This is a genomic window from Synechococcus sp. R60.1, assembly GCF_047461835.1.
Classification (GTDB): Bacteria; Cyanobacteriota; Cyanobacteriia; order Thermostichales; family Thermostichaceae; genus Thermostichus.
This window is the reverse complement of the sequence record NZ_JANSIA010000065.1, coordinates 1-17,453: the sequence shown is the minus strand read 5'-3', so window position 1 is coordinate 17,453 and position 17,453 is coordinate 1. Positions and strand designations below refer to the sequence as shown.

Annotated in this window: 15 protein-coding genes and 1 tRNA gene; 11 read left to right on the top strand and 5 right to left on the bottom strand. The window is 57.2% G+C overall.

Annotated elements, in window-relative coordinates; translation table 11 throughout:
• Nucleotides 1-154: 154 nt before the first annotated feature.
• Entirely contained in the window at nt 155-1,099 is a 945-nt protein-coding gene (gene crn3, locus NW834_RS09795) for a CRISPR-associated ring nuclease Crn3/Csx3 (protein ID WP_414419712.1), read from the top strand.
• 209 nt (nt 1,100-1,308) lie between these two features.
• Here crn3 and NW834_RS09790 read toward each other — a convergent pair whose 3' ends face one another.
• The 4 genes from NW834_RS09790 to NW834_RS09775 form a co-directional block, all read right to left on the bottom strand.
• Complete coding sequence (locus NW834_RS09790; protein ID WP_414419711.1) at nt 1,309-2,148, bottom strand: nitrate ABC transporter ATP-binding protein; 840 nt, start codon at nt 2,146-2,148, stop codon at nt 1,309-1,311.
• Nucleotides 2,149-2,219: 71 nt separating this feature from the next.
• The gene (locus NW834_RS09785; RefSeq protein ID WP_414419710.1) at nt 2,220-4,217 is read right to left on the bottom strand and encodes a nitrate ABC transporter ATP-binding protein; all 1,998 of its coding nucleotides are present in this window, start codon (nt 4,215-4,217) and stop codon (nt 2,220-2,222) included.
• A 68-nt stretch (nt 4,218-4,285) separates the two neighbouring features.
• Nucleotides 4,286-5,113, bottom strand: a complete 828-nt coding sequence (gene ntrB / locus NW834_RS09780) for a nitrate ABC transporter permease (protein ID WP_414357643.1) — start codon at nt 5,111-5,113, stop codon at nt 4,286-4,288.
• A gap of 522 nt (nt 5,114-5,635) precedes the next feature.
• Nucleotides 5,636-6,946 carry a CmpA/NrtA family ABC transporter substrate-binding protein gene (locus NW834_RS09775; RefSeq protein WP_414419709.1) on the bottom strand — a complete coding sequence of 437 codons (1,311 nt, stop codon included), beginning with the start codon at nt 6,944-6,946 and terminating at the stop codon, nt 5,636-5,638.
• Nucleotides 6,947-7,151: 205 nt separating this feature from the next.
• On the opposite strand from NW834_RS09775, the gene NW834_RS09770 reads away from it, so the two are divergent.
• From NW834_RS09770 to NW834_RS09735, 8 genes are all read left to right on the top strand, one after another.
• The gene (locus tag NW834_RS09770; protein WP_414419708.1) at nt 7,152-8,249 is read left to right on the top strand and encodes a tocopherol cyclase family protein; all 1,098 of its coding nucleotides are present in this window, start codon (nt 7,152-7,154) and stop codon (nt 8,247-8,249) included.
• 175 nt (nt 8,250-8,424) lie between these two features.
• Nucleotides 8,425-8,498: transfer RNA gene (locus NW834_RS09765), tRNA-Arg, on the top strand.
• Between the two features lie 118 nt (nt 8,499-8,616).
• Entirely contained in the window at nt 8,617-11,091 is a 2,475-nt protein-coding gene (locus NW834_RS09760; protein WP_011432255.1) for an ATP-dependent Clp protease ATP-binding subunit, read from the top strand.
• Between the two features lie 127 nt (nt 11,092-11,218).
• Nucleotides 11,219-11,854, top strand: coding sequence for an ATP-dependent Clp protease proteolytic subunit (locus NW834_RS09755; protein WP_011432256.1), 636 nt, complete (start codon nt 11,219-11,221; stop codon nt 11,852-11,854).
• 17 nt (nt 11,855-11,871) lie between these two features.
• Complete coding sequence (locus NW834_RS09750) at nt 11,872-12,141, top strand: hypothetical protein (RefSeq protein WP_414349572.1); 270 nt, start codon at nt 11,872-11,874, stop codon at nt 12,139-12,141.
• A complete protein-coding gene (locus NW834_RS09745) occupies nt 12,138-12,515 on the top strand; it encodes a Uma2 family endonuclease (RefSeq protein ID WP_414381172.1) in 378 nt (125 codons plus the stop codon). Before NW834_RS09750 ends, NW834_RS09745 begins: the two co-directional genes overlap by 4 nt.
• On the top strand, nt 12,463-13,074 hold the full coding sequence (locus NW834_RS09740; protein ID WP_011432257.1) for an ATP-dependent Clp protease proteolytic subunit: 612 nt from the start codon (nt 12,463-12,465) through the stop codon (nt 13,072-13,074). Before NW834_RS09745 ends, NW834_RS09740 begins: the two co-directional genes overlap by 53 nt.
• A 107-nt stretch (nt 13,075-13,181) precedes the next feature.
• Nucleotides 13,182-13,487 carry a hypothetical protein gene (locus NW834_RS09735; protein ID WP_414328714.1) on the top strand — a complete coding sequence of 102 codons (306 nt, stop codon included), beginning with the start codon at nt 13,182-13,184 and terminating at the stop codon, nt 13,485-13,487.
• Nucleotides 13,488-13,501: 14 nt separating this feature from the next.
• Here the strand turns inward: NW834_RS09735 and NW834_RS09730 are convergent, their stop codons facing one another.
• Nucleotides 13,502-14,113 carry a chromophore lyase CpcT/CpeT gene (locus tag NW834_RS09730; protein WP_414400142.1) on the bottom strand — a complete coding sequence of 204 codons (612 nt, stop codon included), beginning with the start codon at nt 14,111-14,113 and terminating at the stop codon, nt 13,502-13,504.
• A gap of 8 nt (nt 14,114-14,121) precedes the next feature.
• Here NW834_RS09730 and NW834_RS09725 point away from each other — a divergent pair, with 8 nt between their 5' ends.
• Entirely contained in the window at nt 14,122-15,516 is a 1,395-nt protein-coding gene (locus tag NW834_RS09725; protein WP_414419707.1) for a malic enzyme-like NAD(P)-binding protein, read from the top strand.
• A gap of 308 nt (nt 15,517-15,824) precedes the next feature.
• A complete protein-coding gene (locus tag NW834_RS09720) occupies nt 15,825-17,207 on the top strand; it encodes a hypothetical protein (RefSeq protein WP_414419706.1) in 1,383 nt (460 codons plus the stop codon).
• The last annotated feature ends 246 nt before the right edge of the window (nt 17,208-17,453 follow it).

The following is a 17,453-nucleotide window of genomic DNA, read 5'->3' as shown; positions in this document are numbered from 1 at the left end:
TTGTACTTCATCAAAGCGCATTCCTCCCGGCACTGACCCTACGGGTACAGTGCGGGGCTCCTGCGATTTCTAGCTGACCACTCTGACATGAGTTGGAACCTTCCACTTCCAATCTCTTCCATACTGAAGTCAACCTGTCTCGTCAAATCTGCCCATGGCTGCTGTGGCACTGCATTTGCTTTCCGGCTGTCTGGCCGCTCGCGCCAGCGGGACGGAGTCCTTGGACCCTCGAAGATCCCATTCTTCGGAACTGTCTTTTCAGGTCATCGAAATTGAGCTGACCCGACCGGATCGCCTGGTTTTTCCAGAGGATTTGGCTCAGCTTCAGCTGCCTGCCGGGATCAATGCCCAGCTGGGGGTGGTTCTGACGGGGCGGGCCCCCATTTGGCTGTATGGCTGGCTGGTGCATGAGTGCCACTTCACCCGTTGGGTGGCCTGTTATGACCCACGCTTGGGCGCGGTGGTGGTCTCCAGCCATACCCCCGAAGTGCGGGTGGGCCAGGTCATCCCCTGGGTGCAGGGAAGGCCGGGCAAGGCCTACGGCCCGCTGACGCGAACAGAATTGGCAGCGGCGGTGATGGTGGTGGGCCCCCCCGACAGTGGCAAAAGCCGTCTTGCCCGCGCCCTCTTCGAAGCTCTGCTGCCGGAGCATCCCGATATTTATCTGCAACGGGCCCATTGGGATGGGGAAGGCAATTGGACTTTAGACTTGCCACCAGAAGAGGCGAAGATCCTCAAGCACCAGTACCGGGGCTCTTTTACCCCCGAATTTTTCAGCTTCCATGCCCAGGCCATTCTGGCTTTGCGCCGGCAAAAGAGTTTGGTGATTGTGGATGTGGGCGGCAAGGTGGATCCGCAAAAGCAGCCGATCCTGGAAGCCTGCTCCCACTACCTGGTGGTCAGCCGGGATCCCGAGGCTATCCCTCTCTGGCACGAGTTTTGTCGAGACCGGGGCAATTTGCGCTGTGTGGCCATCCTGCACACCTCGCCCGGCCCTCCTCAAGTGCTCAAAGACTCACCTGAGTTGGAAATTCGCTGGGATCCCAACTCTCCTCCCCCCGCGGAGCTGCTTCGGGCGGTGCGCCGCCTCATTCACTAGAGCTGCAGGTTCAGAATTGGAGGGGCGGGTCAGCATATATCGCATCCCAGACGCTGGCCGTTTTGGACGAGCGGTTGCGCAATGTTGTGGGCGAGTTCCAAGAGAGGTTTGCGGATCGCCTGCCCAAGCGCTGCCCCTGACGGCCAAGGGGTTCCGGCTGCCCGGTCACCCTCTCGCTCCGCCAACTGCTTTAGGTTTGATTTATCGGCTCATCGGCAAGCCGCCTCTGGGTTGGCTTCATGGCCGTAGAGATAGCTGAGAACCGAGTTGCGCAGGCGGTAGTACTGCGGATCTTCAAGAATCCGCTCGCGATCCCGAGGGCGCGGGAAGGGGATGGTCACGATCTGCCCGATGGTGGCTGCAGGGCCATTGGTCATCAGCACCAGGCGGTCGGCCAAAAACAGCGCCTCATCAATGTCGTGGGTAATCATCAAAACCGTGCAGCGATGTTCATCCCAAATGCGCAACAGCTCCTCTTGAAGCTCCTCTTTGGTAATGGCATCCAAGGCCCCGAAGGGTTCATCCAAAATCAGCACTTCTGGACGGATGGCCAACGCACGAGCAATGGCTACCCGCTGTTTCATCCCTCCCGAAATTTGCGAGGGATATTTCTGAGCGGCTTCCCCCAGCCCCACCAAATCCAAATGTTCTTCCACAATTCGATGCTTTTCCGACTGGCTCTTTTGGGGAAATACCGACCGAACGGCCAAATAAACATTTTCATAAACCGTGAGCCAAGGCAACAGGGCATACCCTTGAAACACTACCATGCGCTCCGGGCCAGGAGCTGTAATCGGCTGCCCTTTCAGCTTCACCGAGCCACTGGTGGGCTGGGCAAATCCGGAAACCATATTCAGCAGGGTGGTTTTGCCACAGCCGGAATGCCCAACCAAGCAGACAAACTCTCCCTCGTTCACACTGAGGTTGATATCTCGCAAGACGGGATAATCCCCCTTGGGAGTTGAGTAGGTCTTGCTGACATTCTCAAGGCTTAGGTAGGGTTCTGCGGCTACGTTCGCTGGGGTAGAGGTTGTCAAGAGGGCAGTCATCGTAGGGTGCTCCAACTCATGATTTTCTCACAACGGGGAATGTGCTTTTGCAAGGGCGCCCAAGTGGGTATCTAGAGCAACACAGGACGACGATCTAAGGCAACCTCGGCTACATAAATATCGTGCTTAATCGCCAAGCTGTTGAGGTAGGCCAGGGGATCCTCACCATTAAAGGGGATCCCATCGAACAACTGAATGGGCTGCCTTTGGTAGGAGACATCCAGTCCCAGCTCGCGGGCTGCCGTACTGAATACCCCCACCTGACACACCCGCTCTACAATCTCCACCCAGTTGCGAGGGAAGGGCAGATCCCCCCAGCGGGCCATTTGGGTCATCATCCACAGATGCTCGGTGCGGCTGGGACGGTTGCCGGCTCCCAGAAAGAAGCGGTGGTGGGCATATTCCCGCATCGGCCTGTCCAAGTCACAGATCAGACGCTGGGGATCCCCCAGATGAATGTAGGATGGGTCAGTGCTCAGGTAGGCGCGGCGGCTGAGCAGCTCGCGAATCTCGTCGTGATGGGCCGGGTCTTCACAGTAGCGGCAGGCTTCCAACAGCGCTTTGACCAAGGCAATGTGGGTGTTGGGGTAGGCCCTGGCCCAATCTTCTCGCACCCCCAACACTTTGCCGGGATGGCCCAGCCAAATCTCCAGGTCTGTAGCCACCGTAAAGCCACTGCCCTCTAAGGCTGCCCGCAAATTCCAGGGCTCTCCCACACAGTACCCATCGATGTTGCCGGCTGTTAGGTTGGCCACCATCTGGGCCGGGGGCAGCGTTTTCAGCACCACGTCATGATCCGGGTGGATCCCACCGGCTGCCAGCCAGTAGCGCAACAGCAAATTGTGCATAGAGCTGGGATGCACCACTCCAAAGGTGAGCCGACGGCTGGGACTATCCAGGATGTAAGCCTTCAACTGGCTGAGGGTGTGGATCCCTTGCTCGTAGAACCGCTTGTGCAAGGTGATGGCATTGCCGTTGCGGGTCAAGGTGAGGGCCGTAACCACCGGCTGAGGCGGGTTATCCCCTCCGCCCAAAGACATCCACACCGGCATACCGGCGGGCATTTGGGCCGCATCCAGATAACCTCCCTGAATGCCGTCTTGGATCCCTCGCCAACTGGTTTCCCGCACCAAGTTCACTTCTTCCAAGCCGTGTTTGGCAAAGAACCCTTTTTCTTTGGCCACAGCCAACGGAGCGCAGGCAGTGAGGGGCACAAAGCCGATCTCCAAGTTGATCTTTTCCAAGCCATGCCTGGCCACCACAATGCTGCGGCGAGCACGCCATTGCTTGATGCGTTTTTGTTGGTTCAAAAAGTAGATGATCTCGCTGCGGTAGCTGTAGTAGCTGGGATGGTTGACCACCTCCAGCCGACGGCGGGGCCGAGGAATATCAATGGTCAAAATGTTCCCAATTCGGGATCCCGGCCCGTTGGTGAGCATAACCACACGATCTGACAGAAGAACCGCTTCGTCCACATCGTGGGTGACCATGAGGGTGGTCATCTGATGTTCTTCACAGATGCGCATTAACTGCTCTTGCAAGTTCCCGCGCGTGAGCGCATCCAAAGCGCCAAATGGCTCATCCAACAACAACACTTTGGGCCGCAAAGCCAGGGCACGGGCAATGGCCACCCGCTGCTTCATACCCCCGGACAATTGGGCTGGGAGCTTATCTGCTGCGTGGCGCAAGCCCACCAGATCAATGTGCTCTTCCACGATCTGCTGACGCTCGGCTGGAGAATGCTTTTTAAGAACGGCATTCACCGCTAGCGCAATGTTTTGCCGAACCGTTAGCCAAGGCAAAAGCGAGTAATGCTGAAACACCACCATGCGATCGGGGCCGGGAGCCGTAATGGTATGTCCATCCAAAGCTACGATCCCCCCTGTCGGCAAAGACAGCCCCGCCACCATGTTCAATAGGGTGGATTTGCCACAGCCGGAGTGGCCGATTAAGGAGACAAACTCCCCTCGATGGATTTGCAGATCGATCCCTTTCAGAGCAAGGTATTCCTGCCCTCCGGGCAGAGCAAAAGATTTTTCCACCTGCTCCACACTGACCAATACAGACACAGAAAACCTCCCCACCTATCACCCGTCTAGCCTCAAACCAACCACATACTGACAACACATCCAACACATCATTGGTTGGCTATCTTGTTTTGCAAAACAGACATCAGGCGATCCAAAAGCAATCCCACCGCTCCGATGTAGATGACGGCAACGATGATCTCCGTAACGTAGTTCTGCTGGTAGGCATCCCAGATGAAAAAGCCGATCCCCGGCACACCTGACATCACAATTTCTGCGGCAATAATGGCCAGCCAAGATAGGCCAATACCAATGCGCAGACCTGTGAACATGTAGGGCAGGGCTGAGGGCAGCAAAACCTTAAAAAAGAAGTCCACTTTGGAGAGCTTGAGCACTTTGGAGACGTTGATGTAGTCTTCCGGGATCTGTCTCACCCCCACAGCCGTGTTGATGAGAATGGGCCAAATTGAGGTAATAAAAATAACGAACAGGGCAGCCGGCTCATTGCGTTGCAGAGCAGCCAAAGATATGGGCACCCAAGCCAAGGGAGCTACCATGCGCAAAAATTGGAAAATGGGATCCAAAGCTCGGTTGATCCACACACTGCTTCCCACCAAAATGCCCAACGTGATGCCCACCAAAGCGGCACTGCAATAGCCGATGGCCACCCTTTGTAGGCTGGCCAAGGTTTGGCGCAGCAGCCCTTGGTCGAGGTCGCTGTTGCGATACAAAGGATGCAGGATCAGATATCGGCTGCGCTCGTCCATCCACACATCCCAAGGCCCCGGCAGCCGAATAAGGTTGGCACTGGCCAAGAGCTGCCAGATGAGCAGGAATCCAACAATACCCACCACAGGGGGGAGAATCTGATCTCGGTACTTCGCCAAATCGAACTTCGCCGTTGCAGATTTTGCCGGAGAAGAAAGTGTTGTCGTCATAGCTCCTAGAGGAGGATAGGGTTTTACAAGGTTCTCTGGTGTTGCGCTTTTGGAACGCCCCGATCGAGGGGTTCTACACCGTGTTGGAGACAGAGCATGAGCTTGGATCGGCCTTGCCTTTTCCTTGGAGGGGCAAACACAGGGATTGCAAACTCAACAAAACTCTCACGACAATTAGAAAGCTCAGCGCCCCCACGGCTATCGAGAGAATGAGCTTGTCCCAGCGGGGCTGGGCCGGCCTCTCAAAGGGAGGATCCCTGAAGAGTTCGCGCGGAACGTGAAGTAGAGCCAACATAGCCGATCCTCAACATAGCATTCAAAGTTATTCAAAAAGTGCGAGGCTCATAGCATCCATCAACTTTCCATCGTTTGGGCAGAAAGCTCGGCACCGCTTTTTTCGACCTCGTGGGATCCCGCAGGTAGGCAGGATCCCTGTCGCGCGAGAGATTCGAACAAGGAAACGGTAAGCCATGGACTTCCTGCGAAAGAAGGTGAGGAACTTGGCCCAATCAAGCTATTCAGCTAGACCCTTTTGATTTTCAGGCTGTTCAGGTAAGCCTGCGGATCCTGTGGGTCAAACACCACACCGTCAAAGAAACGCTCTGTTCCCCGCGAGGTGTTGTTGGGGATGTTCTTCACCCCCAGTGCCTGGGCGGCCTCACGCCAGAGATCTTCACGGTTCACTTCATCCACCAGACGACGGGCAGTATCCAGATCGGGAAGGAAGCGAGCGTGAAAGCCCCAACGCAGGGATTCCGTCAGGAACCAAAGGTCATGGCTCTTGTAGGGGTAAGAGACGCTGCCCCGGCCATCTTCCCAGTACAAGGGCCCGGCATTGAAATCTTGAACAGCTGGCTTGCCGTCTCCCAATTCGTAGTTGCCTTGAAAGGGAGGGGTGAGAACTTCAACCGGCACATTCAGGTAGGCACGCCCTGAGAGAATGCGTGTCAGTTCTTCTCGGTTGGCCGGATCGTCGCACCATTGCTGCGCTTCCATCACCGCCATCAAAGTGGCTTGTGTGGCCCTGGGGTTTTGCTCTACCCAATCGGCGCGAATGGCCAAGTATTCTTCGGGGTGAAAGGGCCAAATCTGTTGGGTAAGGGCCGCCATAAACCCGATCCCATCTGCCACAATTCGGTAGGGCCAGGGATCCCCGGTGCTAAAAGCATCCATGGTGCCATTGCGCATTCCCTGCACCGTTTCGGCAGAGGGAACCGCCAACAGGTCGATGTCTTGATCCGGATCTACCCCCCCAGCAGCAAACCAGTAACGGATCCAAAAATCTTGATTGACGTTGGGGAAGGTATGAGCGGCCTTGAATTTGCGTCTGTTGCTGGCGCTGAAATTTTTGATGTAATCCGCGGCTCCCGAGATATCCAGCCCCAAACCCTTGCCAACATGCATTCCGGCAATGGCAATTCCGTTGCCTTGGGTGATCAATTGACACAGAACTGCCATGCGCACCGGCTGATTGTTGGTGATGGCGCCAATGTGGATCATGTGAGGCATCGGCATCTGCCACTGGCCGCCGTCAATGCCCCCACCTGCTGAGCCGATGACCACGTTGTCACGGGCTGCCGGCCAACTGGCCTGTTTCAACACCTCTACACCGGTCATGCCATGCTTGTCGAAAAAGCCCTTCTCCTTGGCGATGATCAGGGGGGCAGACTCCACAATCGGTATAAAGCCTAACCTGAGATTGGGGGTTTCTGGGCCGCTGGCCTGGGCAACCCAGTAGCCTGTGCTGGCCCGTGCTAAGCTGCCACTCACGAGTCCACCCACGGTGGCCGCACCCGCAGACAGCAAAAAGTTACGACGTGACGTCATGCTCACCTCATCGAAAGGATATGTGAAGGCAAGATGGAAGCTTTCCAGTTCAAGTCGCCTGACCCATGGATTTCCTTCGTGAAATCTCAAGAAATCCTTAAATCTCAGCTTGGTTGATATCCTAAGGGCAAATTAAATATAGAAACAATACAATTATTATTTTGGTAAGCATAGACTTCCGTTTATCATTTTTGCGATGGCTTAGGTCTCAATGGCGTTTCCTCCAACGGCGGCTTGCTCTGGGCAAAATAACTCAACAGATTGGGGATCCCTGCCCCATGCCGGCTATCACTGGGATGGCTGCACAGAGCGGTTTTTTGAGGGCTGGTACAGCCGCGTCACCTTGCCCGGGGATCCGCCCATTAGCTTTGCCTTCATGTACGCCATCGATCCCAAGCGCGGGGGCATGGCGCAGGTGTTGGGGCCGGAGGAGGAGTTGCATTGGCGCACCTTCCCCAATCCCCGCCGCTTTTGGGCCAGCTCAACCCATCTGGCCTTGGGGCACTCAGGGATCCCAGGCCCTGGCTGTCGCGGCCTTCAGGATCCCCTCACCTTCTTCCAGCGCACCGCCAGCGGCTACCAATACACCGCCCACCTCAACCAGGGGATTTTGCCGGATCCCTTGGGCTCTGAGCCTATTCGCTGGCTTTACCGCATTCAACCTCGTTTTGCCTATGGGATCCCACCCCGAGCCACCATGGGAGCCTGGTCTTATCTGCCCATCTTTGAGCCGGGCTGGCAGATTCTCATGAGCCACGGCTTGGCCACCGGCTGGGTGGAGTGGAGAGGCAGGCGCTATGCATTTCAGCAGGCTCCTGCCTATGCCGAAAAAAATTGGGGCCAAAACTTTCCTCGCCGCTGGTTTTGGATCCAGTGCAACGCCTTTCCCCAACATCCCGGTCTCAGCCTCACCTGTGCCGGAGCTGAGCGGCAGGTGCTCACCCGCCCCGAAGAAGTGGCCCTGATCAGCTTGCATGGGTGGGGATCCCAGCCCTTTTTGGAATGGCGGCCTGGGCAAGCTCATCTGACTTGGCAAGTGGATCCCTGGGGATCTTGGCGAATCCGGGGAGAGAGCGCCCTCTGGTGTATTCGGCTGGAAGGGCACACGGGACGGCCTGGCCAAACTGTATTCGCCCCTGGCCCAGAAGGGATGCAGCGCAACTGTCGGGATACCCTGGCAGGACATCTGCACCTGCAGCTTTGGCAGCGCAACGGCCAAGTCTGGACGCCGGTGATCAAGGCCACCAGCCCCCAAGCCGGCCTCGAAGTGGGGGGAGAAGTCCGGCAACCTTGGCAAGGGCAATGTTAACGCTGGCGGATATCTACACCCCCGTTGGACTTTCCAAAAAACGCTCTTGTGCTAGAATGCCTAAGCCACATTGATAGATGTCCATCTCTGTCTCTGGATAGTACTGGATAGTATCTGAGTAACTATGGACAGATAGTATGGACAGACAGTCAACCGTGGTTGGCCCGCCCCTTTTGCGCCTGTAGCTCAGTGGACTAGAGCACGTGGCTACGGACCACGGTGTCGGGAGTTCAAATCTCTCCAGGCGCGTTTTGGCCCCAGACAGCTTCCGTCTGGGGTATTTACCGTCCCTTGGTTTCGCCAGAACTTGTGCTAGGATTACCCCTATCAAGTCCGCCTTGATGCAGGCGTAGGGAGCCCGAGGATCATGTTTGAACGCTTTACAGAAAAAGCCATCAAGGTGATCATGCTGGCCCAAGAAGAAGCCAGACGGTTAGGTCACAATTTCGTTGGCACCGAGCAAATTTTGTTGGGGTTAATCGGCGAGGGCACTGGGGTCGCCGCCAAAGTTCTCAAGTCCATGGGAGTGAACTTGAAGGACGCCCGCATTGAAGTCGAGAAAATTATCGGTCGGGGATCCGGTTTTGTGGCCGTCGAGATCCCTTTCACTCCCCGCGCCAAGCGAGTGCTGGAACTCTCTCTAGAAGAGGCCCGCCAGCTCGGCCACAACTACATTGGCACTGAGCACCTGCTCCTGGGCCTAATCCGAGAAGGGGAAGGGGTGGCAGCCCGCGTTTTGGAAAACCTGGGGGTGGATCTCTCCAAGGTGCGCACCCAGGTGATCCGCATGTTGGGCGAGACTGCCGAAGTGACGGCAGGGGGGGGATCCTCCAGCCGCACCAAAACGCCCACCCTGGACGAATTCGGCTCCAACCTAACTCAACTGGCCCAGGAGGGCAAGCTGGATCCGGTGGTCGGTCGGACGCGGGAGATCGAGCGGGTGATCCAGATCTTGGGCCGCCGCACCAAGAACAACCCCGTCCTCATTGGCGAGCCAGGGGTGGGCAAAACTGCCATTGCCGAAGGCTTGGCCCAGCGCATTGTGCAGGGGGATGTGCCGGATATTTTGGCCGACAAGCGGGTGATCAGCCTGGATATTGGTTTGCTGGTGGCCGGCACCAAGTACCGCGGCGAGTTTGAAGAGCGCCTCAAGAAAATCATGGATGAGATCCGCAATGCCGGCAACATCATCCTGGTCATCGACGAGGTACATACCCTGATCGGGGCCGGGGCTGCGGAAGGGGCGATTGATGCCGCCAACATCCTCAAGCCTGCTTTGGCCCGCGGCGAGCTGCAGTGCATCGGCGCCACCACCCTGGATGAGTACCGCAAGCACATCGAACGGGATGCCGCCCTGGAGCGTCGCTTCCAGCCCATCATGGTGGGCGAGCCGACGGTCTCCGAGACCATCGAGATCCTGTTTGGCCTGCGGGAGCGCTACGAGCAGCACCACAAGCTGAAGATCTCCGATGCCGCCTTGGATGCAGCCGCCAAGCTGGCCGACCAGTACATCTCCGACCGCTTCTTGCCAGATAAGGCCATCGATTTGATCGACGAGGCTGCTTCGCGGGTGCGCCTGATCAACTCTCAACTGCCCCCGGCGGCGCGGGAGCTGGATCAAGAGCTGCGGCGAGTGCTCAAGGAGAAAGACGCTGCGGTGCGGGCCCAGAACTTCGACAAGGCTGGTGAGCTGCGGGATCGGGAGATGGAGATCAAGCAGCAGATCCGCGCCATTGCCGCTGCTAAGAAGGCGGAAGAAAGCAGCCGCAGCGAGATGCCCGAAGTAACCGAAGAGGACGTGGCCCAAGTGGTCAGTGCCTGGACGGGGGTGCCGGTGGCCAAGCTGACGGAAAGCGAGTCGGTGAAGTTGCTGAACATGGAAGAAACCCTGCACCAGCGCATCATCGGCCAAGACGAAGCGGTGCGGGCCATCTCCCGGGCCATCCGCCGCGCTCGGGTGGGGCTGAAAAATCCCAACCGCCCCATCGCCAGCTTCATCTTCTCCGGCCCAACAGGGGTGGGCAAAACCGAGTTGACCAAGGCTTTGGCAGCCTACTTCTTCGGCTCCGAGTCGGCCATGATCCGCCTCGACATGTCGGAATACATGGAGCGGCACACGGTCAGCAAGCTGATCGGATCCCCGCCGGGGTATGTGGGCTACAACGAGGGAGGTCAGCTCACCGAGGCGGTACGCCGTCGCCCCTACACGGTGGTGCTCTTCGACGAGATCGAGAAGGCGCACCCGGATGTGTTTAACCTATTGCTGCAAATCCTGGAGGATGGCCGCCTGACCGATGCCAAGGGCCGTACGGTGGACTTCAAGAACACCCTGATCGTGATGACCTCTAACATCGGCTCGAAGGTCATCGAGAAGGGCGGCGGCAGCCTCGGCTTCGAGTTCAACACCAACGACGAGGATGCCAACTACAACCGCATCCGCAACCTGGTGAACGAGGAGCTGAAGCAGTACTTCCGTCCGGAGTTCCTCAACCGCGTGGACGAGATCATCGTCTTCCGGCAGCTGACCAAGGATGAGGTGAAGCAGATTGCCGACATCCTGCTCAAGGAAGTGTTTGACCGCATGACGGAGAAGAAAATCCGCCTTACGGTCAGCGACCGCTTCAAAGACTTGGTGGTGGAGGAGGGGTATAACCCCAGCTACGGGGCACGCCCGCTGCGCCGCGCCATCCAACGCCTGCTGGAAGACATCCTGGCGGAAGAGATCCTGACCGGGCATGTCCGGGAGGGATCGGAGGTGCTCATCGATGTGGATGAGGAGCGCAAGCCCAAGGTGCTGGTCACGGAGCCGGAGCGGGTTCTCTTGCCTCAAGGGGCGGAGTAAAGCTGGCTTTGAGAGGTCCTCAGACTGCAAGGGATCCGTTGGGATGCTGCGGATCCCTTGTGGTCCTCAAGTGTTGTTTTTCTGGTGTTTTTCAGTTGAACAGACCCAGGCGTAGGAGATCTCTGGCATGGTGCAATCGACCTACTACTACTATGGCGGCGCTCCGGTTCGTACCCCACCCCCAGATTTGGCTTCGCTGCTGCTGCAGGAGCGCATTGTCTACCTGGGCTTGCCCCTTGCAGAGGAGTCGAATGCCAACGTCACCAAGCTGATCATCGAGCAACTGCTGTATCTGCAGTACGAGGATCGGGAAAAGCCGATCAAGATGTACATCAACTCGACGGGCACCTATAACTACGACACAGCGGCCTTTGCCATTCTGGACACCATGAACTACATCAAGCCGCCTGTGCATACTATCTGCATCGGCAATGCCATTGGGATGGCGGCCATGTTATTGGCAGCAGGAGCCAAAGGATTTCGGGCCAGTCTGCCCAATGCCACGATCGTGCTCCACCAGCCCTATGGGGGCACCCGTGGACAGGCCAGCGACATCGAAATTCGCACCCGCGAGATTCTGACTTTGCGCAACATGATGCTGGAGCAACTGTCCCGCAGCACGGGCCAGCCTATGGAGCGCATCAAGAAGGACACGGAGCGGCTATTTTTCATGACACCAGAGGAAGCCAAAGCCTACGGCCTCATCGATCAGGTGCTGACCAGTTCCAAAGGCGTGCCGAAGTTGGCAGCAGCCAAAAACTAAAGCAGAGGGATCCGTCCATGGTTCAAGTTCCCGTACAGCCTTTGACGGTGGGGGAGTACCTACGCCTCACGGACGGGCTTTATGAAGGACGGGTTGAACCTGAAGACGGGTCCATTCGGGAAGCCGAGGAGCGTATGAACACCCTCATTGAGCTGTTTCTGGTTGCGGAATTGCCCAAGTTTTTGCCCATCCAACGCCTGAGCTTGGGCCAAGTTGAGGTCGAAGTGCCCGCAGCCAAGGCTCGGTTGCGCAATCCAGAGGTGATGGCTTTGCATCCCGCTATGTGAGCTTGCTGGGAAACGGTCGCGGAACCATTCGGCTGCCCATGCCCCCGCCGCTGCTGGTGGAGGAGGTGGTTTGCCCCGGAGTGGACCATGAAAAACGCGATGATCAAGACAAGCGCAAAGATTATGCTGCCCGTGGGATCCCAGTGGATCCAGCCAAGCAGTCCGTTTCCGCGGTGCGCTGGGTTGGCGGAGAATACGAAGGCGAGGTCAAAACTGGATCTGGACGCATTGTTTCCTCGGTTTTGCCCCAGCTGGATTTGAGCGCGGAAGATATCTTACAAGCGCGTCGTTCTGTGTTTCATACTTTGCCAGGAGAAACTTATGCCGATTGGAGTGCCTCGGGTTCCCTACCGTTTGCCCGGCGAGCCCTATAGCCAGTGGATTAGCCTTGACGATCGCCTGTACCAAGAGCGGATTTTGTTTATCGGCGAGCCCATTGACGATAGCTTGGCCAATACCATCGTGGGGGTGATGCTCTACCTCAACTCGCAGGATCCGCAAAAGGACATTGTGATGTACATCAATTCTCCCGGTGGCTCTGTGACGGCGGGCATGGCCATCTACGACACCATGAACCACATCAAGCCAGATATCGTTACGGTTTGCGTGGGCCAAGCAGCTTCAATGGGAGCCTTTTTGTTGGCTGCTGGCACCAAGGGCAAGCGGTTTGCCCTGCCCCACTCCCGCATCATGCTGCACCAGCCTTCGCTGGGCACGATCCAAGGCCAAGCCAGCGACATTGAAATTCGCGCCCGCGAAACTCTGCGAGTCAAACGACGCATGAACGAGATCTTGGCGCAAACCACCGGCCAACCGCTGGAGAAAATCGAGCGGGATGTGGAGCGAGACTTTTACCTCTCGGCCACGGAAGCTCAGGCTTACGGCATCGTGGATCGGGTGATTCAAGAGCGCTCGGAAGCCATGGCCAGCTAAAGGGATCCCCCCCTTTCCCCCAGCAACAGGTCGAGGGGTTGGGAAAGGTTGGGAGGGATCCCTTCAAGGGGTGGAGTTCAGTGGACAACGCTAGGAGAACCGGTCGGATGGGCCAACGGCTCTGGAGTGCAGGACTGGGCTGCTGCGCGGGTCTGCTGCTGCTTTGGCCGGAAGCTTGGGCACTGCCCCCTGCCGATGAGATCCCGGAAGAGGTGTTGCGGGCCCAGCCCGACTTGCGGGCTCGCTCTCCGGTCGATAATCAGCCCCTCGCCGCCGCCGAGGCTCTGGAACTCCAGGAAGCCTTGGCAGCTCGGCCCGAAACCGGATCCGTCTCCCCCGAGGTGGAACGGCTGATCTTTTTGCTCAGGCTGCGCAAAGGATTTCGAGATCTGTTGCCTTTTTTGTTCCCCTGACTGTTTTCTGGCCCTCATCCCCTGTCCCTCTCTCCCCAAGGGCGAGGGGAAGAGGCCGGTGGGATCCCTTTTTGGTAACGGTAGGGTCCGGCGCGGGATCCCCAGGTTTGTTGGCCAGTGGCGGCGTCAAAGCCCCGATCCCAGGTGATGAATTCGCTGGGGGTGAGGTCGAACTCGATGTGGATATAGGTGCTATCCCCGGGGTTCAGACGACATTCTCCACCTGGCAGCATTTCGCCGTGGTAGCAGTCTGGGCGCTTTTCCACCAAAATGCGACAACCGGGCAAATGCTCCAGGTCGGCCAAGGAGAGCTGCGCCAAGCGCTGCGGATCCTGAGAGGCACCTGCCCAAGCTGCTTGATCCCGCAATTTGTAGTTCTCGATCCGCAAGGGATCCCCCAATACCTGGAGCACCCGGCTGCGATAAAACTGGCCCGGCGTGTGCTGGTTAAATTGCTCGGTAAAAAAGCCGATCCCCTCCGAGAACAGGTGGGGAAGGCGCACGTACCAAAGGCTGACCGGCACAAACCACACCGGCTCTGCCATCGCCTGGGTGCGGTTGCTGTAGTAGCCCTCCAGCCAGTTGGCCAGGGTGTGCAAGTCGGAAGCGGATTTTTCGTCTACCATAGGGAGCTATGACAAAACTTACCCCCAGCTCTAGCTATAGCATTGCCCTGCGCATTCGCCTGCTCAACCAGCCGGGAGCCCTAGCCCGCGTCACCCAGGCCATTGCGGAAGTGGGAGGCAGCCTCAGCCAGATCGATCTCATCCACCAATCGGCAGCAGAAACGGTGCGAGAAATCTGTGTAGATGCCGTCAGCAGCGAGCATGCTCAGCAAATTTACACCGCCGTTGCCTCCTTGGCCAATGTGAAGGTGGAGCGGGTGGTGGACCGCACCTTTGAGCTGCACCGCGGGGGAAAGCTGCAGGTGGTGGCCAAAAGCCCCCTGGAGAGCGCCGCCGATCTGGCCATGGCCTACACGCCGGGGGTGGGGCGGGTTTCCCTAGAAATTGCTGCCAACCCCGCCGCGGTCTATGAGTACACCATCAAGGGCAACAGTGTAGGCATTGTAACCGATGGCAGTGCGGTGCTGGGCTTGGGGAATGTCGGCCCGGAGGCAGCTTTGCCGGTGATGGAGGGGAAGGCGGCGCTGTTCAAGCGCTTTGCCGATATCGATGCCTTTCCTCTGTGCCTGGCCACTCAGGAGGTGGGGGAAATTGTAGAGACGGTGGTGCGCCTGGCGCCGGGATTTGGCGGCTTTAACCTGGAAGACATCAGCGCCCCTCGCTGCTTTGCCATTGAGTCTCAGCTCAAGGCCCGCCTCAACCTGCCGGTGTTTCACGACGATCAGCACGGCACCGCCATTGTGGTGCTGGCGGCGCTGCTGAATGCCCTGAAAGTGGTGAAAAAGAGCCTAGACGAGGTGCGCATTGTCCTCAACGGGGCCGGGGCAGCCGGCATTGCCGTGACGCAACTGCTGCGGCGGGCCGGGGCAGCCCACATCCTGGTCTGCGACCGCCAAGGGATCCTCAGCCGCTCCCGTTCCGATCTCACCCCCGAGAAGGCGGCCATTGCCGTCGAGGAGAAGGGATCCCTGGCGGAAGCCTTGGTGGGAGCGGATGTGTTTATTGGGGTGAGCGTGGCCAATGCCCTGACAGTGGAGATGGTAGAAAAAATGGCACCGGATCCCATCGTCTTTGCCCTGGCCAACCCGGTGCCCGAGATCCAGCCGGAGCTGGTGGGCAATCGGGTGGCAGTGATGGCCACGGGCCGCAGCGACTACCCCAACCAAATCAACAACGTGCTGGCCTTTCCGGGCGTGTTTCGCGGCGCCCTCGACTGCCGCGCCAAGCAGATCAACACCGAGATGTGCCTGGCTGCCGCTCAAGCCATTGCTGCCTTGATCCCTGCCGAAGAGTTGGATCCCCAGTGGATCATCCCCTCGGTCTTCGACGGGCGGGTGGTTCCTCAGGTGGCCGCTGCGGTAATCCAGGCTGCCCGCCAAACCGGCGTGGCCGGGATCCCATAACTTGTTCAATAAACAGGCTAATTCAGCACACGAGCATCACGGCTTGCAAGTCCTCGGGGAGAGGCAGCAGCGGGCCTCTTTTTCGTAATTTTTCGTAATTTAACAATTCTTCAGAGCGCCTCTTCTGGAAGTGGAGTTCTTTATATCTTGAGCTCTAGCTTCCTGCCTAGCTGGGGTTCTCAATGGACTTACGCAAGCCCTTCTATGTTCACCTCGTTACTGCCCTCGCCGCTGCTGGTATAGCTGCCGCGCCCCTGGATCGACTCAGTAAGGCCGGGGGAGTGGGTCTAGTCGCTGGAACTGGGAGCGTGGTAGCCGCGGAAGTTGCCCAACGTCACGGCAAGCGAGCTCGAGCTTTGAGAAGCCGGATTGAGGAGCTCTCCCGGCAAATAGAAGAAAAGGAACAGCAGCTACGTAGCTATGAAAATCAACTGGATGAGCTTCGAGCCCAGCTTCAACAGCGGCAAGAGCAACTTCAGCAGCTCACAGATGAGGTTTCAGAATTACAGAAGCGCTCTGCCGAGAAAGAAGAAGAGACAGAAGAAGAGATCCAAAGATTAGTTGCTGAGCAGCAAAGATGGCAGCAGGTTGCCATGGACTTGTCTGGGCAAGTCCAGCAAAAGGAGCAGCAGCTACAGGACAATCAAGCGGAACTGGACCGGCTGCAGGCGCGGCTTCAGCAAATGAATGAAGAAGTCCAGGCTTTGAGAGCACGTCTGGATGAGCAGAGCCAACTGAGTGAAGAGCTTCGGAGTCAGATTCAAGCTCTTTCTGGGGAAGTCAGGGAAAAGGAACGCCAGCTGGAGGAGCTAGAAGCTGAGCGTCACAACCTGTTGGAGCAGTTCCGGGTCAAGGAGCAGCAACTGCAAAGCGCCCAGGGCAGGATCGCAGAGCTACAAAGTCAGATCTCGCAGCTGGCCCAGCAACACCGCTTAGATGGGCTTCAGGGGCAGAGAATTGAGGATCTCTCTCAGCAAATAGAAGAAAAGGATCAGCAGCTACGCAGCTATGAAAATCAACTGAATGAGCTCCGAACCCAGCTCCAACAGCGGGAAGAGAAGCTCCAGAGACTTGAGGCTGATCTAGCAGAGTATCAGAAGCTCCTAGAACAGCTCGAAACTGAGCGGCAAGAATGGCGGCAGAATGCCATGAACTTGTCTGAGCAAGTTCAGAAACAAGAGCAGCAGCTACAAGGTCAGCAAGCGGAACTGGATCATCTGCGGGCACAGCTTCGGCGGAGAATTGAGGATCTCGCGCAAGCCGACACTAATACTATAGTCTTAGCAAGAAGCGAAAGGGATTTTTATCGAGAAGAAGCCAAGAGTTTTATCTTAGAGATCTTGAGTAGAGCAGCCGATCAGGTGCATAAGGGAAGTAGAGTCCAGCATATACTCCAAGACCTAATTCAGAATAACCATGCAAACGAAGGTAAGAGTTATCGTCAAAGGCTTAGGGAAGATATAAATCATTTGTTCAGAGACTACCGCAAATGGTGCGATAATAGTTATGAAGCAGAGTTGCATAAGCTTGGTTTTGAGGTTGTTTCAGAGAAAAATTATGTTGTGATTAGATTTCACGGGGATAACCGCTATCAAATTTCCCTAGCTAAGACTCCCAGCGATCAGCGTGCTGGTTACGAGATTGCTCAAAATATTCGCAATAAAATCTTCGGTCTAACAGAGCCTACTTGAGGCTTACTTGTGAAAGGTGGGGATCTTTTTTTCTGGCCAAGGTTGGGGAAGTCAGCTTGGGCCCTGATAGGATAGGGGAAAGGGAATCTCCGCCATGTTCTACCTGCCAGTCTCACTGTTGTTGTTTTTAATGCTTCTACTGCTATTGCCCTTCCTCTGGCTGGGGCTAGCAGTGGATGTGGTGGCGCTGGCGGTGGGAAAGCTGGGGTTCTCGCGGGAGGGAGCGCTGTTACTGCTGCTGGCCAT